This window comes from Bacillus australimaris, assembly GCF_001307105.1.
Taxonomy (GTDB): Bacteria; Bacillota; Bacilli; order Bacillales; family Bacillaceae; genus Bacillus; species Bacillus australimaris.
The window spans coordinates 181,589-204,179 of the sequence record NZ_LGYN01000026.1 but is presented as its reverse complement, the minus strand read 5'-3'; the positions used below and the strand labels follow the sequence as shown (position 1 = coordinate 204,179).

Here is a 22,591-nt window from a genome sequence, read left to right as displayed (position 1 = left end):
CTAAGCTGCCGAGGCTTAGGGTTTTTTTGAACCTGAAAGTGATGAAAAACTAGAGGGGGAAGAAAAAATGAATGATCTATCGACAATGAGCAGCTTGTCTAAGGAAGAGATTTTACAGCTGATTGAAGAAGCCACTGCCCTTAAAAAAGGGAAACAAGAACATGGATTAGCTGGAGAATTTGTGGCTAACCTCTTCTTTGAACCAAGTACAAGAACACGTTTTAGCTTCGAAGTAGCCGAAAAGAAGCTGGGAATGAATGTCCTGAGCTTAGATGCTGCAAGTACCTCCGTTCAAAAGGGCGAAACCCTTTACGATACGGTAAAAACGCTGGAGTCTATCGGAGTGAAGGCATGTGTGATCCGGGACAGCACCGATGAATATTACAACGAGCTGATCGGGAAGGTTGGGATTCCTATCATAAATGCTGGAGATGGCTGCGGGCAGCATCCGACTCAATCCCTGCTTGATCTCATGACCATTTTTGAAGAGTTTGGCGGCTTTGAGGGCTTAACGATTTCGATTCATGGAGACATCAAACATAGCAGAGTGGCAAGGTCGAATGCTGAAGTTCTCTCAAGACTGGGAGCAACAGTGCTCTTTTCAGGACCTGCTTCCTTCCAGGATGAACAAAACCCGTACGGAACGTATGTCGAAGTAGATGAAGCCATCGCACAATCTGATGTGGTGATGCTGCTCAGAATCCAGCATGAACGACACGCTGAAAAAATAGGCAGTGAAGATTACTTATCGACTTATGGATTAACAGTAGGCAGGGCAAGCCAAATGAAAGAAGGCGCGATTATTATGCATCCAGCACCAGTAAACAGAGGTGTTGAAATAGATGATTCATTAGTAGAGTCAAAGCAGTCAAGAATTTTCAAGCAAATGGAAAATGGTGTTTATATCCGCATGGCGGTATTAAAAAGAGCTTTTCAAAATAGCAGACTACATCAAAAAGGGAGAGATTCTGTCTATGTCATATCTCATTAAAAACGGTTTTATCTTAACAAGTACTGGGGAAAAAGTGCAGCAGGATATTAGGATAGAAGGAGAAGTGATTCAAGCGATTGGTCACTTAGAAAGAGAAGACGGAGAAGAAATCATTGATGCAGCAGGACTATTTGTATCACCAGGCTTAATCGATCTGCATGTACATTTAAGAGAGCCAGGTGGAGAGAAAAAGGAAACGATTGAAACAGGCTCTAAAGCAGCAGCAAGAGGTGGATATACGACCATTGCAGCGATGCCGAATACAAGACCGGTTCCAGATACAAAAGAGCAAATGGAATGGCTCATGAATCGAATCGAAGAAACTTCATCTGTGAGAGTACTGCCATACGCCTCCATCACAACGAGACAAATTGGGGAAGAGATGACGGACTTTGCAGCACTAAAAGAAGCAGGCGCCTTCGCCTTTACAGATGATGGTGTTGGCATCCAAACAGCAGGCATGATGTATGAAGCGATGAAACAGGCAGCTAGTCTTGATCAAGCGATTGTGGCGCACTGTGAAGATAACTCGCTCATTTACGGCGGGTGCGTTCATGAAGGAGAATATTCAAAAGCAAATGGTTTAAATGGAATACCGTCCATTTGTGAATCGGTGCATATTGCAAGAGATGTTCTTTTAGCAGAAGCAGCGAATTGTCATTATCATGTATGTCATATCAGTACGAAAGAATCTGTGCGAGTCGTACGCGATGCAAAAAAAGCAGGTATTCGTGTAACGGCTGAGGTGTCACCGCATCACCTTCTCTTATGTGACGATGACATCCCAGGTCTTGATACAAACTATAAAATGAACCCGCCGCTCAGAGGAAAAGAGGATCGCGAAGCATTGATCGAAGGGCTTTTAGATGGAACGATTGATTTCATCGCAACAGACCATGCACCGCATACAGAGGAAGAAAAGAACGAAACTATGCAGCGTGCCCCTTTTGGAATTGTCGGGCTTGAAACAGCATTCCCTCTTCTGTATACACGATTTGTTAAAACAGGCGAATGGACATTAAAAGAACTCGTTGATTATATGACAATCAAACCAGCAGAAGCTTTCTCCCTTCCATATGGAAAGCTGGAAGAAGGACACATAGCTGATATCACACTCATTGATTTAAACAAAGAAATGGCAATCGATAAAAAAAGCTTCTTATCAAAAGGACAAAATACACCGTTTGACAAATTGACTGTATCAGGATGGCCGGTCATGACACTTGCATCTGGGAAAGTCGTTTATGAAGAGGGGAGACTAGTAAAATGAAGAGACGCTTAGTGCTAGAAAACGGAACAGTATTCGAAGGAACAGGCTTTGGCAGCTTAGAACCGTCAGTCGGAGAAGTCGTCTTTAATACTGGGATGACGGGCTATCAAGAAATTTTATCTGATCCATCATACTGCGGACAAATTGTCACACTCACTTACCCGCTTATCGGCAACTATGGCATTAACCGTGATGATTTTGAATCGATCACACCGTTTGTGAAAGGGCTGATTGTGAAAGAGCTTTGTGAAAAGCCCTCAAACTGGCGCTCTTCATACTCTCTCGATGAATATTTAAAAATGAAAAACATTCCGGGACTGAGCGGAATTGATACACGAAAGTTGACTAGAATGATTCGAAGTGCAGGGACTTTAAGAGGGGCGTTTGCAGGGCCTGATGAACAAGTGGAAGACGTGGTTCGCCGCCTTCAAACTGTGCAGCTGCCAACGGATCAAGTGAGTCAAGTATCTGTGAAAAATGCGTATCCAAGCCCAGGCAGAGGGAAAAGAATTGTCCTTGTTGATTTCGGCATGAAACACGGTATTTTGCGAGAGCTTAATAAACGTGATTGTGATGTCATTGTGGTGCCATACAATATCACTGCAGATGAAGTGCTGCAGCTAAAACCAGACGGCATCATGCTCTCAAACGGACCGGGGGATCCAGTCGATGTACCAGAAGCGGTTGAAATGATTCAGCAGTTGATTGGAAAGGTACCACTCTTTGGGATTTGCCTAGGTCATCAGTTATTTGCTCTAGCGTGCGGCGCAAGTACAGAAAAAATGAAATTCGGTCACAGAGGATCGAATCATCCGGTGAAAGAATTAGCAACTGGCAAGGTGACACTGACGTCTCAAAACCATGGCTACACGGTTAGCAAGATTAACGAAGACGTACTCGAAGTCACACATATTGCGCTAAACGACAATACAATTGAAGGATTAAAACATAAAGAAGCACCAGCATTCACTGTCCAGTACCACCCAGAAGCATCACCAGGTCCAGAAGATGCGAACTACTTATTTGACCAGTTCATGGAAATGATTCATACGACTGAGAAAGAAGGGGAAGAAGTATGCCAAAACGCGTAGACATCAAAAAGATTTTAGTAATCGGATCAGGTCCAATCATCATCGGTCAGGCAGCAGAGTTTGACTATGCAGGTACACAGGCTTGCTTAGCGCTAAAAGAAGAGGGCTACGAAGTCGTTCTAGTAAACTCAAACCCTGCGACCATCATGACAGATACAGAAATGGCCGACAAGGTATACATCGAACCACTGACACCAGAATTTTTAACACGAATCATTCGAAAAGAACGCCCTGATGCGATCTTGCCAACACTTGGCGGACAAACTGGACTAAACCTTGCTGTTGAATTATCAGACCTTGGCGTATTAGCTGAATGCGGTGTGGAAGTACTTGGTACAAAGTTGTCAGCGATCCAAAAAGCAGAGGATAGAGATTTATTCCGTAATTTAATGAATGAACTCAATGAACCTGTCCCAGAAAGTGAGATCATTCATAACCTGGAAGAAGCGATGGCATTCACGGATCAAATCGGTTTTCCTGTTATCGTCAGACCAGCCTATACATTAGGCGGCACAGGCGGCGGAATTTGTACAAATGAGCAGGAACTGAAGGAAATCGTTGAAAATGGTCTGAAGCTAAGCCCAGTCACACAATGCTTACTAGAAAAAAGTATTGCAGGCTTTAAAGAAATTGAATATGAAGTCATGCGTGACAGCGGTGACCATGCGATCGTTGTTTGTAACATGGAAAACTTTGATCCTGTCGGCATCCATACAGGTGACAGTATCGTTGTGGCGCCAAGCCAAACGTTAAGTGACCGTGAATACCAGCTGCTTCGTAATGTATCGCTTAAGCTGATCCGAGCACTTGGCATTGAAGGAGGCTGTAACGTACAGCTGGCGCTTGATCCAAATAGCTTTCAATACTATATCATCGAAGTAAACCCGCGCGTGAGCCGTTCTTCTGCGCTTGCGTCGAAAGCGACAGGCTATCCAATTGCTAAATTGGCAGCGAAAATTGCTGTCGGCTTAACACTTGATGAAATGATGAACCCGGTTACAGGTAAAACCTATGCAGCCTTCGAGCCGGCACTTGACTATATCGTGTCAAAAATCCCGCGCTGGCCGTTCGATAAATTTGAATCTGCCAACAGACGTCTTGGGACACAAATGAAGGCAACAGGTGAAGTCATGGCGATCGGCCGCACTTTAGAAGAGTCTCTTCTAAAGGCTGTACGTTCACTTGAAGCCGATGTTCATCACATTGAATTAAAAGATGAAGCGGACATCACAAACGAAGTGCTTGAAAAGCGGATTATCAAAGCGGGAGACGAACGATTATTTTATATCGCTGAAGCGCTTAGAAGAGGCTATACAGTCGAACAAATACATGAATTCTCAAAAATTGATTTCTTCTTCCTTCATAAGCTGGAAGGTATCATCGCTTTTGAGAAGACATTAAAAGAAAACAAAGGCAATACAGACGTATTAAAAGAAGCGAAAGAAAAAGGCTTCTCAGACATCTACATTAGCCGTGAGTGGAATATGAACGAAGCGGATGTCTACAAGCTAAGACAAGAAGCAGGCATTGTACCTGTATACAAAATGGTGGATACATGTGCGGCAGAATTTGAATCAGAGACGCCATATTTCTACAGCACGTATGAAGATGAAAATGAATCAGAGCGTACAGACAAGAAAAGCGTCATCGTGTTAGGTTCAGGTCCAATCCGAATTGGACAAGGCGTTGAATTTGATTATGCGACCGTTCACTCTGTATGGGCAATTAAACAAGCAGGCTATGAAGCAATCATTATTAACAACAACCCTGAAACGGTCTCAACAGACTTTAGTATTTCGGATAAGCTCTACTTTGAACCACTTACTGTAGAAGATGTGATGCATATTATCGACCTTGAACAGCCTGAAGGAGTCGTCGTGCAGTTCGGCGGGCAAACGGCAATCAACTTAGCAGATGAATTATCAAATAGAGGGGTTAAGATTCTTGGAACTTCTCTTGAAGACCTAGACCGTGCAGAAAACCGGGACAAGTTTGAACAAACGTTAGAAACTCTCGGCGTGCCGCAGCCTAAAGGGAAAACAGCTACGTCTGTGCCTGAAGCTGTAGCAATTGCAAATCAAATCGGTTACCCTGTCCTTGTCCGTCCTTCCTATGTATTAGGCGGTCGTGCGATGGAAATTGTTTACCAAGAAGCCGAGCTTCTTCACTATATGGAAAATGCGGTGAAGGTCAATCCGCAGCATCCAGTGTTAATTGACAAGTATTTGACAGGGAAAGAAATTGAAGTAGATGCCGTGTCTGATGGAGAAACTGTCGTCATCCCAGGCATTATGGAACACATTGAAAGAGCCGGAGTTCACTCTGGTGACTCGATCGCTGTCTATCCGCCGCAAACATTGTCTGAGGACATTAAAGCGAAGATTGCAGAATACACGATCAAGCTTGCAAAAGGACTCAACATTATAGGGCTTTTGAACATTCAGTTTGTTCTATCAAAAGGCGAAGTGTACGTACTTGAAGTGAACCCTCGTTCAAGCCGGACAGTTCCTTTCTTAAGTAAAATTACGGGCATCCCGATGGCGAACCTAGCGACAAAAGTGATTTTAGGTGACAAGCTCAAAAACTATGGCTATCAAGAAGGGCTTCACACAGAGCAAGAAGGTGTGTACGTCAAAGTTCCGGTCTTCTCTTTTGCAAAACTAAGAAGAGTAGATATTACCCTCGGACCTGAAATGAAATCAACAGGTGAAGTCATGGGGAAAGATGTCACGATCGAAAAAGCACTCTATAAAGGATTAATTGCATCAGGCATTCAAATTCCTAAAGATGGAACAGTTCTCCTGACTGTGGCAGATAAGGATAAAGAAGAAGGACTTGAGATCGCAAGAAGATTCCATTCTATCGGCTATCATATTTTAGCAACGGAAGGAACGGCGAATTACTTAAAACAAGCCTCCATTCCATCAAGTGTGGTCGGTAAAATCGGAGAAGAAGGAAAGAACCTGCTCGATGTCATTCGAAACGGGGAAGCTCAGTTTGTCATCAACACCTTAACAAAAGGAAAACAGCCGGCAAGAGACGGCTTTAGAATTAGACGTGAATCGGTTGAAAACGGAGTGGCCTGCTTAACGTCACTAGATACAGCAGAAGCCATTTTAAGAGTGCTTGAGAGCATGACATTCAGAGCAGATGAAATGCCAGAAGTGAAAACGAATGCTGAGGTGACAGTAACGATATGAAAAAAGCATACTTGACGGTCGTCTCAAACCGAGAGATCGCTGATCATATTTACGAAATGACATTAAAAGGTGACCTTGTGGACTCCTTTCAAACGGCTGGACAATTTCTTCATCTAAAGGTCAGCGAATCCATGACACCGCTGCTGAGAAGACCGATCAGTATTGCCAACATTCATGCTGAGCAAAAAGAAGCAACCATCATTTACCGTGCAGAGGGAGAGGGGACAAAGCTTCTCTCCCAAAAGCGGGAGGGAGAATTGGTCGATGTATTAGGACCGCTTGGAAATGGGTACGATCCTTCGGTTGTCCAGCCTGGGCAGACAGCATTACTAGTCGGCGGTGGAATTGGTGTACCCCCTCTATATGAGCTGTCCAAGCGTTTAACGAAAAAAGGCGTCATTGTGAAGCATGTCCTCGGCTTTCAATCGAAAAAGGATGTATTTTACGAGGAGAAATTTCAAGCACTCGGCGATACGTTTATCGCGACTGTTGATGGCACTTACGGTGCTAAAGGCTTTGTGACGAATGTGATTGAAGAACAGAAATTGTACTTTGATGTGCTGCTTTCCTGCGGTCCGACACCTATGCTCAAAGCACTGAAAGACACGTATCCTGATAAGCCTGTCTACATTTCAATGGAAGAACGAATGGGCTGCGGAATTGGTGCCTGCTTTGCTTGTGTCTGTCATACCGATCAGCTCGACAAACCTTACGTTAAAGTCTGTCTTGATGGTCCTGTTTTTAAAGCAGAGGAGGTGGCATTGTCATGCTAAACGTTGAGTTACCTGGATTATCTTTAAAGAATCCAATTATCCCTGCATCAGGCTGCTTTGGATTCGGGAGAGAATTTGCTTCATTGTATGATCTATCGTTGCTGGGCGGCATCATGATCAAAGCGACAACTCTTGAACCGAGATTTGGCAATCCGACACCTAGAGTCGCAGAGACAGGAGCTGGGATGCTCAATGCAATCGGCCTTCAAAACCCAGGTCTAAAAGGCGTGCTCGAAAATGAACTGCCTTGGCTTGAACAGTTTGATACGCCTATTATTGCAAACGTTGCTGGCTCACAGGTCGATGATTATGTTGAAGTAGCAAAACAAATCAGCCAAGCTAAAAATGTCCACGCTCTTGAACTGAATATTTCTTGTCCAAATGTCAAAACAGGCGGGATCGCCTTTGGTACAGATCCACATATGGCAGCATCATTGACAAAAGCTGTCAAGGAAGTCTCTTCCGTACCTGTCTATGTCAAGCTGTCTCCTAACGTGGCAAATATTGTGGAGATTGCGCAAGCAATTGAATCTGCTGGAGCGGATGGACTCACGATGATTAACACTTTAATCGGTATGCGTTTAGATTTAAAAACAGGGAAACCCATCCTTGCCAATAAAACAGGTGGACTATCAGGACCAGCAGTAAAGCCTGTCGCTGTGCGTATGGTACATGAGGTCAGTCAAGCGGTTTCTATTCCGATCATCGGAATGGGCGGGGTGCAAAATGCTGAAGATGTACTTGAATTTTTACTAGCAGGTGCAAGTGCGGTAGCTGTCGGCACAGCCAATTTTGTAAATCCGTTTATTTGCCCGGAAATCATTGAAGAGCTGCCTAAAGTGTTAGCAGCATATGGTTATTCGTCTATAGAGGAATGTATCGGAAGGAGCTGGAAACATGAAGCACTTGCCCATCATCGCGCTTGATTTTCCATCAGGGCAGGAGGCGCTTGCCTTTTTAGAACCCTTTGAAGGCACACCATTATTTGTGAAGGTCGGCATGGAGCTGTTTTACCAAGAAGGTCCTGTCATCCTTGATGCGCTGAAAGAAAAAAATTGCCACATTTTTCTCGATCTAAAATTACATGACATTCCAACAACAGTGCAAAAAGCGATGAACCGGCTTGCTGCACTGGGTGTTGATTTGGTCAATGTCCATGCTGCGGGCGGAAAACAAATGATGCAGGCTGCGTTAGAAGGGCTTGAAAGCGGGACTCCTGCTGGACAAAGCCGTCCGGGCATTATCGCAGTGACCCAGCTGACAAGTACGTCAGAAGACATGATGAGAAGCGAATTACTTATTGACCGGCCGCTGCAAGAGACGGTCATTCGGTACGGACAATTAGCCTATGAAAGTGGACTAGATGGTGTTGTTTGCTCTGCTTATGAATCTAAATCACTTCATGAGCAGATCTCACCATCCTTTCTCACTGTAACGCCAGGCATTCGTTTACTGAATGATCAAACCGACGATCAAAAGCGTGTGGCGACACCTGCCTATGCAAAGGAGCAAGGTGTTTCACAAATTGTTGTCGGAAGGTCGATCACAAAAGCTGAAAAACCAATAGAAGCCTATCATCAAATTTTGAAAGAGTGGGAGTGACTGCCAGATGAAATCAAAAATCGCAAAACATCTATTACAAATCAAAGCTGTCTCATTAAAACCAGATGAGCCATTTACATGGGCGAGCGGTATAAAATCACCGATTTATTGTGACAACCGGCTGACATTGTCATACCCGGAAGTCAGACACGACATTGCGGAAGGTCTAAAAGATTTAATTCTCACTCATTTTGAAGGGGCGGAGGTAATCGCTGGTACTGCAACAGCTGGCATTCCGCATGCGGCATTAGTAGCAGACCGACTGAACGTACCGATGTGCTATGTCAGAAGTAAGCCAAAAGCACACGGAAAAGGGAATCAAATTGAAGGAGCCGTATCAAAAGGGCAAAAGGTTGTCGTCGTCGAAGACCTGATTTCAACAGGAGGCAGTGTGCTTGAAGTGGTCGCTGCTCTTCAAGCTGAGGGCTGTGACGTACTAGGAGTTGCCGCGATCTTCACATACGGGCTGCCAAAAGCAGCGGCGGCTTTTCAAGAAAAAAACATTCCATATGTCACTCTGACAGACTATGACACATTGACAGATGTGGCACTTGAGCTGAAAGCGATTGAGCCTTCTGCTATGAACAAATTAAAGCGCTGGAAACAAGATCCTTCTTCTGAATCTTGGATGGAAGAAACGGTCTGATCAGACAAAGACCATAGTCAACAATGAAAAAGCTGTGCCTATTCGCATAGCTTTTTCATTTGGGTAAAAATAGTAAAATAGACTCAAATTTTAATAAAAACTAATCCTATCAATAAAGTCGGGTTGACTTTTGTTTGAATTGTGTTAATATTTAAGACAAATTAAAACACTTATCCAGAGAGGTGGAGGGACTGGCCCGATGAAGCCCGGCAACCTGCGATTCGCAAGGTGCTACTTCCTGCAAAATGATTCTATTTTGAAAGATAAGGAAATCGTGAGCTTCCTCATCTTTCTTTCGGACTGAAAGAAAGTTTTTTTATTTTAATGGTGAGGAGGAAGAGGAGATGGAAGTGAAACAAAATCAGGATGAGGACTTAGTGAAGCATATGCAAGAACTGATTGGGGATATGAAATTCGGTTCAATTACATTAATTGTTCAGGACGGTCAAGTGATTCAAGTGGAAAAAAACGAAAAAATCAGATTGAAGTAGTGCGTTAATAGCAATATGAGCGGTACTCCGGAAGGGGAGAAATCATGTTAACTTATGAAAATTGGCAAGAGCCGTCCATTACATTTCCAGAGGATGATTTGTATAAAGGGGCCCTATCAGTGCTGAAATGGGCGTACGGTCATTATGGTGACCAGCTTGTGTATGCATGCAGCTTCGGCATTGAAGGGATTGTTCTGATTGATCTAATTGCAAAAGTAAAAAAAGATGCGAGAATTGTCTTTTTAGATACAGGTCTGCATTTTAAGGAAACATACGACACAATTGATGCGGTAAAGGAAAGATACCCGGGATTAGACATTGTGCTGAAAACGCCTGAACTGACGGTTGAAGAGCAAAACGAGCAGCATGGTGATCAATTATGGAAAACGAATCCTCAAAGCTGCTGTCATATGCGTAAGGTCATTCCTTTGCAAGAATCCCTATCTGGTTATCCGGCATGGCTTTCTGGCTTGAGAAGAGAGCAGTCACCAAAACGAGCTGGGACGAATTTCTTAAATAAGGATGAAAAATTCAAATCAGTGAAAGTATGTCCGCTTATCCATTGGACGTGGAAGGACATATGGAGATATGCATCTAGAGAGGAACTTACTTATAATCCGCTGCATGACCAAGGATACCCAAGTATCGGCTGTGCACCATGTACACAGCCAGCATTTACGGCAGAAGATCTGCGTTCCGGCAGATGGTCAGGCACAGCAAAGACCGAGTGCGGATTACATGAGTAAGGGAGCATAATGTATGGAAATCGCCGCAATTTTATTTAGTCTATTCTTTGCTTTAAACATAGGCGCGAGTGGAGCAGCCGCTTCAATGGGCATCGCATATGGATCAGGTGCAATTCAAAAGCCCATTTATGCACTCAGCGTTTGTGCAGTTGGGATATTAGCAGGGTCAGTGATTGGCGGCGGTGAGGTCGTTAAAACGATCAGCTCTGGGATTATGCCAGAATCTGTTATCACACTTGAAATTGTCTGTATCATTATTGGCTCTGCTGCTTTATCACTTTTCATAGCGAATCTCATGGCCATTCCATTATCAACAAGTGAGGTCACAGTTGGGGCTGTGGTTGGTGTTGCCGTCGCTTATAAAGTATTGTTTGTGAAGTCCATTTTAGTGATTGTGGCATTTTGGGTGATCATCCCGATTTTCGCCTTTCTTTTTACCTTTGCTGTCGTCAAAATCATCAGAATGTTCCCTAAACGGAAGCTGTCTAAAAAAGGCACAGCTATTTTATCAGTTGTATTGATCCTCAGCGGGTTTCTAGAGGCGTTTTCAGCTGGTATGAACAATGTCGCTAATGCGGTCGGTCCGCTCGTCGCGTCAGGCGTTTTGTCAGTTGGGCAAGGAACTCTTTACGGCGGAATTTTTGTTGCACTTGGTGCACTTTTGCTAGGGAGAAGGGTACTAGAAACAAACGGAAAGAAAATCACCCGCTATCAAACAGGTGAAGGGATTCTCTTATCAAGTACCGGTGCAGGGCTTGTCATTGTCAGCTCTATTTTTGGGCTGCCCGTTCCACTTACCCAAATCACCTCTTCGTCCATTATCGGGCTTGGAATGGCAAAAGGCGGTCCCAACATTTTTCACAAGCATGTTGTGAAAAAAATGCTGAAAGTATGGGTGGTATCACCTTTCTTATCACTCAGTCTATCTTATTTGCTTGTGAGCCTTTTCTTAAAAGGAGACTATTACTCTATTTTTATCATGATGAGTGTACTGCTAGCCTCACTTGGAGCACTGAGTCTGATGAAGGCAGTCAAAAATGAAAGCAGCTCTATTCATGAGCAGGGCGGCGGGATTTAATCACAAATCCGACTATTAACATCTAATAAATATGAACATTGAGAGGAAGATGAACAAATGAGTTTAACACCACATGGTGGCGTATTAATTAATCGAGTAAATGAAGAATTTGATCTTAGCACGGCTGCGAAGGAAATTGAGCTAGATGCCATTTCCTTTGCAGACCTTGAACTCATTGCAATTGGCGGATATAGCCCAATTGAAGGGTTTTTAACAAAAGCCGATTATGAAGCAGTTGTCAGCAATATGCGGCTCGCAAGTGGTATCGTTTGGTCTCTTCCTATTACTCTTCCAGTGACAGAGGAAAAGGCGGCAGAAATCAATCAAGGTGATATCGTGCGTCTATCTTACAATGGTACAGTATATGGGGTTATTGAAGTGGAAGATCAATACACACCTGATAAAGAAAAAGAAGCAGTCAATGTATATAAAACAGATGACCGCGATCACCCGGGCGTGAAAAAATTATTTGAACGCGGTGACACATATATTGGTGGTAAAATTACACTGACAAAACGCAGCGAAAAGCCATTCCCGCAATTTACGTATGAACCAGAAGAAACAAGAAAACATTTTAAAGAAAATGGCTGGAAAACGATTGTTGGCTTCCAAACGAGAAATCCGGTTCACCGTGCCCATGAATACATTCAAAAGACAGCACTGGAAACGGTCGATGGTTTATTTTTAAATCCGCTTGTTGGTGAAACAAAATCAGATGATATACCAGCAGATGTGAGAATGAAAAGCTATCAAGTATTATTGGATGGATATTATCCAAAAGACCGCGTCTTTTTAGGTGTTTTTCCTGCTGCAATGCGCTATGCTGGACCAAAGGAAGCGATTTTTCACGCGCTAGTGCGTAAAAATTATGGCTGTACACACTTTATTGTCGGTAGAGATCATGCAGGTGTTGGTGATTATTACGGCACATATGAGGCGCAGGAGTTATTTGAGCAATTTACAAATGAAGAAATTGGAATTACACCATTGAAATTTGAACATAGCTTTTATTGCAATACGTGTGAAGCAATGGCAACGCCAAAAACGTGCCCGCATGATAAAAGCGAACATGTCATTCTTTCAGGTACAAAGGTGCGAACAATGCTGAGAAATGGTGAATTACCACCGAGTACGTTCAGCCGAAAAGAAGTCATTGAAACATTAATCGAAGGATTAAAAACGACGGTATCTTAAAGGAGGATATGACATGAGCAACGAACATATCGTGTGGCATGATTCATCTATTACAAAAAAAGAATATCAACAGAAAAACAAGCATAAAAGCGGCATTATCTGGCTTACTGGTCTAAGCGGATCAGGTAAATCAACGATTGCAAATGCAGCCGCTAGAGAGCTGTTTGAACAAGGTTACCAAGTCACCGTTCTTGACGGTGATAACGTACGCCATGGACTCAATAAAGATCTAGGGTTTTCAGATGACGATAGAAAAGAAAACATCCGCCGGATTGGTGAAGTAGCGAAATTATTTGTGGAGCAAGGAACGATTGTCATCACTGCTTTTATTTCGCCATTTCAGGAAGACCGCCACATTGTGAGACAGTTAGTTGAAGATGGAGAATTTCACGAAGTGTTTGTAAAATGTGATTTGAACGTGTGTGAAGAGCGTGATCCAAAGGGATTATATAAAAAAGCAAGAAACGGAGAGATTCCATTTTTCACTGGAATCGATTCACCGTATGAAGAGCCAGCTTCGCCTGAGCTTGTATTAGATACGGGTGAATTATCTCGTGAGGAATCAAAACAGCGTCTTGTTGATTATGTAAAAGGAACAACGAAATAATCGCCTGATGGCAGGGGGAGAAAGCAAGATGGGGAAAGTATACATTGTTGGTGCCGGACCGGGTGACCCAGACTTAATCACATTAAAGGCCCATAAGGCAATACAACAGGCAGATGTCATTTTATATGATCGTCTTGTCAATCAAGAGATTCTCGCCCATGCCAAACCGGAGGCGGAATTGATCTATTGCGGCAAGCTGCCAAATCACCATACGATGAGACAGGAAGCGATCAACGAAGCACTTGTTGCTCATGCAAAGGAAGGGAACGTTGTTGTTCGTCTGAAAGGTGGCGATCCCTTTGTGTTTGGGCGAGGCGGTGAAGAGATCGAGTGCTTAGCTGAGCATGGAATCCCGTATGAGGTCGTCCCGGGAATTACTTCTGGCATTGCAGCGGCTGCTTATGCAGGTATTCCAGTGACACATCGTGAATTTAGCTCAAATGTTGCGTTTGTCACAGGTCATTATCAAAAGGACGAACATTTTGAAGAGAAGTGGGAAGCGCTGGCTACAGGGATTGATACGCTTGTGATTTATATGGGGGTCAAAAACGTGAAAAGAGTACAGCGCCTGCTTTTGAAAAATGGACGGGACCCTGAAACCCCAGCAGCGTTTATACACTGGGGAACAACGACGAGGCAAAAGACGACTTGCTGTACGGTTGCGACACTATCTGAAACCGTTGAAAAAGAGGGGATCGAGCATCCAAGTTTAATTGTGGTAGGAGATGTCGTTCATTTTCACCATAAGCTGAACTGGTTTGAACCCGCATTAATCGAGAATTGAGAATGACAGAGAAAAGACACGTTATATATCGTGTCTTTTCGTCTGATCAATAGAAGTGAAAGGGAGGAGCCGCATGAAGCAGGCTGTACTTTATGTTGGGCATGGAAGCCGAGTAAAAGAAGCACAAGATAAAGCCATTTCTTTTATGAAAAGCTGCATGCCTTTAGTGGAAGCAGATATACAAGAAATTTGTTTTTTAGAGCTGACAGACCCTTCTATAGAAGAAGGATTTGAGGCCTGTGTGAAAAAAGGAGCGACACACATTGCGATCGTCCCGCTCCTCCTTTTAACTGCCATGCATGCCAAATCAGATATCCCGGTCGAAATTGAGAAAGTACACGCGCGTTTCCCGCAAGTGAAGGTCACATACGGAAAACCGATCGGGGTCAATCAAGAAGTGACGAAAGCGGTGGCAGCAAGAATTGAAGAAGCAGGATATCGAGGCGAGCGAGCGCGGATTCTTTTAATTGGCCGTGGGAGCTCTGACCCAGATGTGAAGCGAGATGTGTTTGGCATTGCAGGTGATGTCCGAAGCCTGCTTCCTCATGCAGAAGTTCTTCCGTGCTTTATTACAGCGTGTGAGCCAAATTATCGAGATGTTCTTGCGCAGTTAACAGCAGATGACGATATGCCTGTCTTTATCGTTCCTTACTTGCTGTTTACCGGAATTTTAATGAAAGAAATTGAAAGTGAAGCAGTCCAGGCTAGAAAACGGCTGAAAGATGTCCGCGTATGCCGGTATATTGGCTTTCATCCTCATGTCAAAGCGGCATATATTGAACGTGTGCAAGAAACCATTTTAAATAAAGACGATGCGTTTTGTTTCCAAGGAGAAAGCCATGCTTCCAGTCCATCTTGATTTAACGAATAAACAAGTGCTCATTGTTGGCGGCGGGCTGGTAGCGGCAAGAAGAGCGAACACATTATGCGATGAACGTTGCCGTATAACCGTTGTGAGTCCTGATCTTTGTGATGACATGTTTAATCTCGTTGATACATATAAGCTGACTTGGAAGAAGAAGAAGGTGGACGCTGAAGATTTGAAGGATGCATTTTTTATTGTCGCTGCTACAAATGATCCTTCAGTAAACGAATGGATCACGCAAACAGCACTGCCTCATCAGCTCGTCAACTGCGTGAGCCAATCAGAGCTTGGTAATGTGATCGTGCCAAAGGTGGTTAAGGCAGGAAAAGTGATGATTTCAGTATCTACAAGCGGTGCAAGCCCTGCCCGGACCAAACAGCTGGCTGCGGCCATTGAATCCTTACTTGAACAAGAGGATCTAGATGCACTTGATGCCCTTTACACGGAAAGAAAAAAACGACAAAGAAAAAGCCGATAAAATCCTTATATAAGATTTTATCGGCTTTTTTTATTTTCTCAGCTTTAGCACAAGATCCTCGTCAGGTGTGACAAATAATGTTTGCTGCTGATCATACGTAACAAAGCCAGGCTTTGCTCCGTTTGGTTTTTTCACATGACGGATTTTCGTATAATCGACAGGAACAGAACTCGACTCTTTTGCCTTCGAGAAGTAAGCGGCAATTTGTGCCGCTTCAAGCAGTGTTTGTTCATCAGGTTCTTGGTGCCGGATGACGACATGTGATCCAGGAATATCCTTTGTATGCAGCCAAATGTCATCACGAGCAGCTGCCTTTGTGGTCAAATGCTCGTTTTGTTTGTTGTTTTTTCCTACTAAAATCGGAATACCTTGGGACGATTCATACGTTTCGAGCTGAATGGCCGCCGGTTTTTTCTTTTTGGTGTTGCGTTTTTGTTTAGCACGCAAATATTTTCCTTCAACAAGCTCTTCTCTCATTTCCTCTAAATCCTTTGGAGAAGCAGAGGACAGCTGCTGAATCAGCTCCTCAAAATAAGCAATTTCTTCATGTGTTCGCTCAATTTGTTCATTTACAGCTTCTACAGCATTTTTTGCCTTTTGATATTTTGTAAAATATGCCTGTGCATTTTCAGAAGGGGTTTTGTTTGTTTTCAGCGGGATCGTGATTTCTCCGCCTTCTTCATCGTAATAATTGATGACAGTCGCTTCTTTGTCCCCTTTTTTGATTGCATATAAATTGGCTGTTAACAATTCACCATAGAGCTGATATTTGTGAGCATCTTGAGATTCTTCAAGGGTTCTTTTTAGTTTTTTGAGCTTGTTTTCATTTTTCTTCTTCTCATTTATAACAAACCGTTCAAGGTCAGCCGCCTGCTGTTTGACTCTGTCTCTCTCAGCTTTTCCGAAATAAAAGCGGTCAAGCAGCTGGCTGAGAGAGTCGAAAGTCTTTATCTCACCATGGACATGCTGAAGTTCTAATAAATAAAAATACTCTTTCCCGTCTTTTTTTGTGAGCTGCGGAGTAAAGGAATGCATGCGAATGAGCTGGAACATATCGAGCAGTGTATGTGGAATTGTTTCCTGATTGGCAAGACCGGCCCTGTGTACGGCTTCCTTTGCAAACAGCGGAGAAACCCCAGAGAATGTATCGACAATTTGATTGACGATCTTCCCTTCTTGAAAGCGTAAATGTTTCAAAATATCATCCTTTGTCACGTCAAAAGGATTCAATTTTTGCTGTGCAGGAGGCAGTAGATATTCATGGCCGGGAAGCACCGTTCGATAGCTGTTCACAGATGGTGAAAGATGTTTCAGGCCGTCTATGATCTGCTGCGTTCCATCTTCTACAAGAATGAAATTACTATGCCGTCCCATGATTTCAATGTAAAGCTTACGCGTCTGCTCATCGCCGATTTCATTTCGGCTTCGTACATGAAGCACAATGACCCGGTCAAATCCAATTTGTTCAAACCGTTCAATGAAGCCGCCCTCAAGATGTTTTCTGAGGAGCATACAAAACATTGGCGGTTCGCTTGGATTGTCATATTGATGGTCTGTGAGCTGCACTCTCGCGTAGCTCGGATGAGCCGATAAAAGGAGCTTATGATTTTTCCCGTTTGCCCGAATATGAAAAATCAGCTCGTGCTTATATGGCTGATGAATTTTTGAAATTCTCCCGCCGGTTAATGTCTCTTGTAATTCATTTGTCATACCGTATGTAAAAATGCCGTCAAATGACATGTTGGATACACCCTCTTCTTTCACACAAATCTACTGAAAGAACCTTCCATTTTCTCGTTCTTTAGGCAGTCTTATTATTATAGCATGATTTAGGACGAGTCTGAATAAACTGGCTTATAGAACACTGCATATGAGAGAGAACAAAAGAGGAGTGGACGAGGTCAAATGAATTGGCATGAACTGAACCAAACCGATTTATTAAAAACAATGAATACATCGATAGGTGACGGACTGTCAGAAAAAGATGTACAAAAGCGGCTTGAAAAACACGGGCCCAATGAATTACAGGAAGGAAAAAAGGCGTCGGCTCTGATCATTTTTTTAGCACAGTTTAAAGATTTCATGGTATTAATCTTGCTTGCAGCCACAATCATTTCTGCCTTTTTGGGAGAATACATTGATGCTGTAGCGATTGTAGCCATTGTTTTGATTAATGGGGTACTTGGTTTTTATCAAGAACGCCGGGCGGAAAAATCTCTGCAAGCGTTAAAAGAATTATCAACTCCGCATGTGTATGCAAGGAGAAATAATGAATGGATCAAGATTCCGTCTAAACATCTCGTACCAGGGGATATTGTGAAATTTTCAAGTGGAGACCGGATTGGAGCAGATATTAGATTACTAGAAACAAAGAGTTTAGAAATCGAGGAGTCTGCTCTCACTGGGGAGTCCATTCCAGCGGTCAAACACGCAAGTCCGCTTTCAAGTGACCATGTGTCGCTTGGGGATTTGACGAACATGGCCTTTATGGGGACGCTTGTCACTAGAGGAAGCGGCGTAGGAGTTGTCATTGGTACAGGAATGAATACAGCGATGGGACAAATTGCTGGTATGCTGGATGCAGCAGGCAATATGGAAACGCCGCTGCAAAGACGTCTCGAGCAGCTTGGGAAAATCCTGATTGTTGCTGCTTTATTTTTAACTGTGCTTGTTGTTGTTCTTGGTGTTGTGCAAGGACATGATTTGTATCATATGTTCCTAGCGGGAGTATCTCTTGCTGTTGCTGCCATTCCAGAAGGACTGCCGGCGATTGTAACTGTCGCTCTTTCCCTAGGAGTGCAACGGATGATCAAACAAAAATCGATTGTCAGAAAGCTCCCGGCTGTGGAAACACTCGGCTGTGCGTCAATCATCTGCTCAGATAAAACAGGAACAATGACGCAAAATAAAATGACCGTAACCCATGTATGGGCAGAGGGAAAAACGTGGAATATTTCTGGCACGGGCTATGAGCCATCCGGTGATTTTACCTTAAACGGGGAAGTCGTCCATGCCGACAAGCACCCAAGCCTGCAAAAGGTGTTATTATACGGGGCGCTTTGTAATACATCGACCATCGTTGAAAAAGATGGGGAGATGAGGCTTGATGGAGATCCGACAGAGGGGGCGCTGTTAACCGCAGCACGTAAAGCAGGCTTTACAGAGCAATTCATCGAAGCTGGGTTTCACGTTGTAGAGGAGTTTCCTTTTGACTCAGAAAGAAAGATGATGTCAGTCGTCGTTGAAACGAATCAAAAAGAGAGGTACGTCATTGCTAAAGGTGCGCCGGATGTATTAATGAACCGTTCAAGTCATATTATGCACGGCGGCCGTACAGCTTCCTTTTCAAGCACTCACCGGCAAGAAACAGAAGCCGCGATTCAAGGCTTAGCAAGACAGGCGCTTAGAACCATTGCCATTGCGTATAAAAAGGTCGGTCTGACAGAAAAAATCACCTCTGTAAAGCAGGCTGAAACCGATTTAACATTTATCGGGTTAGAGGGCATGATCGACCCACCGCGTCCTGAAGTCAGACGAGCAATTAAAGAGTGCCGGGATGCTGGCATTAAAACGGTCATGATTACAGGGGATCATGTGGAAACGGCGAAAGCGATCGCCAAAGACTTGAGTCTTTTACCGAGGAAAGGACAGGTGCTTGACGGGAAAGCGCTTGATCAGATGAGTGACAAAGAGCTTGAGCAAGCGGCTGAAAATGTATACGTCTTTGCCCGGGTTTCCCCTGAGCATAAGCTGAGAATTGTGAAAGCCTATCAAAAAAATGGCCATATTGTAGCGATGACAGGTGACGGGGTCAATGATGCGCCTGCGATCAAACAAGCAGATATCGGCATCTCCATGGGCATCACTGGTACAGACGTAGCCAAAGAAGCGTCTTCTCTTATTTTACTTGATGACAACTTTGCGACGATTAAATCCGCCATTAAAGAAGGCCGAAATATTTATGAAAACATTCGTAAGTTTGTCCGTTATTTGCTGGCATCAAATGTAGGAGAAATTTTGGTCATGCTGTTTGCAATGCTCCTGGCGCTTCCGCTTCCACTCGTTCCTATTCAAATCCTATGGGTAAACCTTGTCACAGATGGTCTGCCGGCTATGGCACTTGGTATGGATAAGCCAGAAGGCGATGTTATGAAGAGAAAGCCTCGTAATATGAAAGAGGGTATTTTTGCTAGAGGGCTTGGCTGGAAGGTCATCTCCCGAGGATTCCTCATTGGACTTGCGACCCTTTTAGCCTTTATATTTGTATATCACCGTGATCCAAACAACCTGCAATATGCACAGACTGTCGCATTTAGTACGCTTGTTTTGGCGCAGCTTATCCATGTATTTGACTGCCGCAGTGAACGGTCAATTTTTGAACGTAATCCATTTGGGAATCTCTATTTGATCGGTGCGGTTTTGTCATCACTTTTACTGATGCTTGTGGTCATTTATTATCCGCCGCTTCAGCCAATTTTCAAAACAGTGGCAATCACACCAATTGATTGGCTGCTCATCATCGGTATGTCTGCACTGCCAACTTTTTTACTGGCAGGATCACTTTTGACAAGAAAAAAATAATTGGTTATGGTATAATTTTGAGGTAATAGTGTCTGCTATTACCTTTTTCATTTTATTAATATGAAAGAATTGGGTGTTTTAACATGATACGCAGTATGACGGGATTCGGCCAAGCGAGTAAAACGGATGGAGAACTGACCGTGTCAGTTGAGTTAAAATCGGTCAATCACCGTTTTAAAGAGGTTCATGCCCGTTTGCCGAGGCCGCTTTTATATTTCGAAGATACATTAAAAAAGATCATTCTTCGTCACGTGCAGCGCGGTAGAATTGAGCTGTTTGTCACGATTGAAGGCGGTAAACTAGCAAGCCGGTCCTTGCAGATCGACTGGCCGCTGCTTGATGAATACATGAAAGCCGCAAAAGACCTTGAGGAACGCTATCACATTTCTGGCATTCAGCATGCACATGACTTATTGGGGCTGGAGCTTGCTGTTCAGGTAGAAGAGTCGGCCAGCCGAAATGAACAGTTAGAGCAATTGCTGATGGAAGCTTGCGAGACGGCTGTCAAGGAGCTTTGCTACATGAGAGAGCAAGAGGGAGCATCACTTCAAAAAGACTGTGAATTGAGGCTTTCTGAACTAGAGGCCTATACAGAAGAAATCAAAGTCTTCGCACCAGAGGTTGTGAGTCAGTACAAAGAACGATTGAACCAGCGATTGCAGGAATGGATCGGAGAGGCGCTTGACGAAAGCAGGCTGACAACTGAGGCTGCCATCTTTGCTGATCGATGTGATATCACAGAAGAGATCACGAGATTAAAAAGTCATTTTCAGCAGTTTCAGCAAATCTTGATGCAGGGCGGTGCTGCCGGCCGAAAACTAGACTTCCTTGTACAGGAACTCAACCGTGAAGTGAACACCATTGGATCAAAAGCGAACCATCATCATTTAACAAAGCTGGTCGTTGAAATGAAAAGTGCTATTGAAAAAATAAAAGAACAAGTGCAAAATATAGAATAGTCATTGTGTATGCTGTTTACAGTGCGTCTCTTTCGGCGAGACTAGAGACGTTTATATTACAGGGGGACGAAAGAAGATGACCATAAAGTTGATCAATATCGGATTTGGAAACATCATTTCAGCGAATCGGATGATTTCGATCGTCAGTCCGGAATCAGCACCGATTAAACGAATGATACAAGACGCAAGAGATCGAGGCATGCTCATAGATGCTACATACGGAAGAAGAACCCGTGCTGTTGTCATTATGGACAGTGACCATGTCATCTTATCTGCCGTTCAGCCTGAGACTGTCGCGCAAAGACTTTCTGTAAAAGAAGAAATCATAGATGAAGGGCAGGGGTAATACGCCATTATGAAAGAAAGAGGACTTTTAATCGTTCTCTCTGGACCTTCGGGAGTTGGAAAAGGAACGGTCAGACAAGCCATTTTCTCCCAGGAAGATACGAAATTTGAATACTCTATATCTGTAACGACACGCAAACCGCGTGAAGGTGAAAGAAATGGTGTCGATTATTTCTTTAAAACCAGGGAAGAATTTGAACATATGATTGAAAACAAAAAGCTGTTAGAATGGGCAGAATATGTCGGGAATTACTACGGCACGCCTGTTGACTATGTAGAACAGACATTGAGCGAAGGAAAAGATGTTTTCCTTGAAATTGAAGTGCAAGGCGCACTTCAAGTAAGAGAAGCATTCCCAGAAGGTCTTTTTATTTTCCTTGCACCACCTAGTCTTTCAGAACTTCAAAACCGCATTATTACACGCGGTACAGAATCTGAGGAGCTCATTCGAAACCGAATGGCCGCTGCGAAAGAAGAAATTGAAATGATGGATGCTTACGATTATGTCGTTGAAAACGATGATGTCGAACTTGCTTGTGAAAGAATCAAAGCGATTGTCCTTGCAGAACATCTGCGCAGAGACAGAATCGCACCAAGATATAAAAAAATGCTGGGGGTAGAATAAACTATGTTAGATCCTTCAATTGACTCATTGATGAACAAACTTGATTCAAAATATACACTTGTAACAGTGTCTGCACGCCGTGCACGTGAAATGCAGATCCATCAAGATCAGCAGATTGAAAACACAAAGTCTTACAAATTCGTAGGCAAAGCACTAGAAGAAATCGACGCTGGTCTTTTGACATTTGAAAAAGAGGAACAAGAATAACACATCGCTTCTGCTAAGCAGATACGATACGTTCAAAAAAGTCAAAACTATGATTGGT

22 protein-coding genes and 1 riboswitch are annotated in these 22,591 nt (G+C 43.5%); of the genes, 21 read left to right on the top strand and 1 reads right to left on the bottom strand.

Annotated features, from left to right (window positions below; genetic code table 11):
- Window positions 1-67 precede the first annotated feature (67 nt).
- The 16 genes from AKG37_RS12685 to AKG37_RS12615 all read left to right on the top strand — a co-directional run bounded on the left by AKG37_RS12685 (window position 68) and on the right by AKG37_RS12615 (window position 15,816).
- A complete protein-coding gene (locus AKG37_RS12685; RefSeq protein WP_060699137.1) occupies window positions 68-991 on the top strand; it encodes an aspartate carbamoyltransferase catalytic subunit in 924 nt (307 codons plus the stop codon).
- Window positions 975-2,261: a dihydroorotase gene (locus AKG37_RS12680; protein WP_060699136.1), complete on the top strand. Its 1,287-nt coding sequence runs from the start codon at window positions 975-977 to the stop codon at window positions 2,259-2,261. Before AKG37_RS12685 ends, AKG37_RS12680 begins: the two co-directional genes overlap by 17 nt.
- Window positions 2,258-3,352 (top strand): carbamoyl phosphate synthase small subunit, encoded by a 1,095-nt coding sequence (locus AKG37_RS12675; RefSeq protein WP_060699135.1) that lies wholly within the window; start codon window positions 2,258-2,260, stop codon window positions 3,350-3,352. Before AKG37_RS12680 ends, AKG37_RS12675 begins: the two co-directional genes overlap by 4 nt.
- Window positions 3,337-6,552: a carbamoyl-phosphate synthase (glutamine-hydrolyzing) large subunit gene (gene carB, locus AKG37_RS12670; protein WP_060699134.1), complete on the top strand. Its 3,216-nt coding sequence runs from the start codon at window positions 3,337-3,339 to the stop codon at window positions 6,550-6,552. The genes AKG37_RS12675 and carB overlap by 16 nt, the downstream gene beginning before the upstream one ends.
- Complete coding sequence (locus AKG37_RS12665) at window positions 6,549-7,325, top strand: dihydroorotate dehydrogenase electron transfer subunit (protein ID WP_060699133.1); 777 nt, start codon at window positions 6,549-6,551, stop codon at window positions 7,323-7,325. The genes carB and AKG37_RS12665 overlap by 4 nt, the downstream gene beginning before the upstream one ends.
- Window positions 7,319-8,251 (top strand): dihydroorotate dehydrogenase, encoded by a 933-nt coding sequence (locus tag AKG37_RS12660; RefSeq protein ID WP_060699132.1) that lies wholly within the window; start codon window positions 7,319-7,321, stop codon window positions 8,249-8,251. The genes AKG37_RS12665 and AKG37_RS12660 overlap by 7 nt, the downstream gene beginning before the upstream one ends.
- Window positions 8,223-8,927 (top strand): orotidine-5'-phosphate decarboxylase, encoded by a 705-nt coding sequence (gene pyrF / locus AKG37_RS12655; protein ID WP_060699131.1) that lies wholly within the window; start codon window positions 8,223-8,225, stop codon window positions 8,925-8,927. Before AKG37_RS12660 ends, pyrF begins: the two co-directional genes overlap by 29 nt.
- A 7-nt stretch (window positions 8,928-8,934) precedes the next feature.
- Window positions 8,935-9,573 carry an orotate phosphoribosyltransferase gene (pyrE, locus tag AKG37_RS12650; RefSeq protein ID WP_060699130.1) on the top strand — a complete coding sequence of 213 codons (639 nt, stop codon included), beginning with the start codon at window positions 8,935-8,937 and terminating at the stop codon, window positions 9,571-9,573.
- 167 nt (window positions 9,574-9,740) lie between these two features.
- A riboswitch (SAM riboswitch) is annotated at window positions 9,741-9,843 on the top strand.
- Between the two features lie 116 nt (window positions 9,844-9,959).
- Window positions 9,960-10,064 carry a DUF2292 domain-containing protein gene (locus AKG37_RS18580; RefSeq protein ID WP_369810469.1) on the top strand — a complete coding sequence of 35 codons (105 nt, stop codon included), beginning with the start codon at window positions 9,960-9,962 and terminating at the stop codon, window positions 10,062-10,064.
- A 44-nt stretch (window positions 10,065-10,108) separates the two neighbouring features.
- Window positions 10,109-10,810 (top strand): phosphoadenylyl-sulfate reductase, encoded by a 702-nt coding sequence (locus AKG37_RS12645; protein ID WP_060699129.1) that lies wholly within the window; start codon window positions 10,109-10,111, stop codon window positions 10,808-10,810.
- Between the two features lie 13 nt (window positions 10,811-10,823).
- On the top strand, window positions 10,824-11,888 hold the full coding sequence (locus AKG37_RS12640) for an inorganic phosphate transporter (protein WP_047202130.1): 1,065 nt from the start codon (window positions 10,824-10,826) through the stop codon (window positions 11,886-11,888).
- Window positions 11,889-11,945: 57 nt separating this feature from the next.
- Window positions 11,946-13,082: a sulfate adenylyltransferase gene (sat, locus tag AKG37_RS12635; protein ID WP_060699128.1), complete on the top strand. Its 1,137-nt coding sequence runs from the start codon at window positions 11,946-11,948 to the stop codon at window positions 13,080-13,082.
- A 13-nt stretch (window positions 13,083-13,095) separates the two neighbouring features.
- The gene (gene cysC / locus AKG37_RS12630) at window positions 13,096-13,689 is read left to right on the top strand and encodes an adenylyl-sulfate kinase (RefSeq protein ID WP_060699127.1); all 594 of its coding nucleotides are present in this window, start codon (window positions 13,096-13,098) and stop codon (window positions 13,687-13,689) included.
- 28 nt (window positions 13,690-13,717) lie between these two features.
- Window positions 13,718-14,473 (top strand): uroporphyrinogen-III C-methyltransferase, encoded by a 756-nt coding sequence (gene cobA, locus AKG37_RS12625; RefSeq protein ID WP_060699126.1) that lies wholly within the window; start codon window positions 13,718-13,720, stop codon window positions 14,471-14,473.
- A gap of 73 nt (window positions 14,474-14,546) precedes the next feature.
- Entirely contained in the window at window positions 14,547-15,332 is a 786-nt protein-coding gene (locus AKG37_RS12620; RefSeq protein WP_060699125.1) for a sirohydrochlorin chelatase, read from the top strand.
- Window positions 15,313-15,816, top strand: coding sequence for a precorrin-2 dehydrogenase/sirohydrochlorin ferrochelatase family protein (locus AKG37_RS12615; protein WP_060699124.1), 504 nt, complete (start codon window positions 15,313-15,315; stop codon window positions 15,814-15,816). The genes AKG37_RS12620 and AKG37_RS12615 overlap by 20 nt, the downstream gene beginning before the upstream one ends.
- A gap of 30 nt (window positions 15,817-15,846) precedes the next feature.
- Here the strand turns inward: AKG37_RS12615 and AKG37_RS12610 are convergent, their stop codons facing one another.
- On the bottom strand, window positions 15,847-17,556 hold the full coding sequence (locus AKG37_RS12610) for an Rqc2 family fibronectin-binding protein (protein WP_060699123.1): 1,710 nt from the start codon (window positions 17,554-17,556) through the stop codon (window positions 15,847-15,849).
- Window positions 17,557-17,721: 165 nt separating this feature from the next.
- On the opposite strand from AKG37_RS12610, the gene AKG37_RS12605 reads away from it, so the two are divergent.
- The 5 genes from AKG37_RS12605 to rpoZ all read left to right on the top strand — a co-directional run bounded on the left by AKG37_RS12605 (window position 17,722) and on the right by rpoZ (window position 22,533).
- The gene (locus AKG37_RS12605; RefSeq protein WP_060699122.1) at window positions 17,722-20,397 is read left to right on the top strand and encodes a calcium-translocating P-type ATPase, SERCA-type; all 2,676 of its coding nucleotides are present in this window, start codon (window positions 17,722-17,724) and stop codon (window positions 20,395-20,397) included.
- A gap of 83 nt (window positions 20,398-20,480) precedes the next feature.
- The gene (locus tag AKG37_RS12600; RefSeq protein ID WP_060699121.1) at window positions 20,481-21,356 is read left to right on the top strand and encodes a YicC/YloC family endoribonuclease; all 876 of its coding nucleotides are present in this window, start codon (window positions 20,481-20,483) and stop codon (window positions 21,354-21,356) included.
- Between the two features lie 76 nt (window positions 21,357-21,432).
- Window positions 21,433-21,702 carry an extracellular matrix/biofilm regulator RemA gene (gene remA, locus AKG37_RS12595; RefSeq protein ID WP_008344898.1) on the top strand — a complete coding sequence of 90 codons (270 nt, stop codon included), beginning with the start codon at window positions 21,433-21,435 and terminating at the stop codon, window positions 21,700-21,702.
- A 9-nt stretch (window positions 21,703-21,711) separates the two neighbouring features.
- Window positions 21,712-22,326, top strand: coding sequence for a guanylate kinase (gene gmk, locus AKG37_RS12590; protein WP_060699120.1), 615 nt, complete (start codon window positions 21,712-21,714; stop codon window positions 22,324-22,326).
- A 3-nt stretch (window positions 22,327-22,329) separates the two neighbouring features.
- Window positions 22,330-22,533 (top strand): DNA-directed RNA polymerase subunit omega, encoded by a 204-nt coding sequence (rpoZ, locus tag AKG37_RS12585; protein WP_008344896.1) that lies wholly within the window; start codon window positions 22,330-22,332, stop codon window positions 22,531-22,533.
- The last annotated feature ends 58 nt before the right edge of the window (window positions 22,534-22,591 follow it).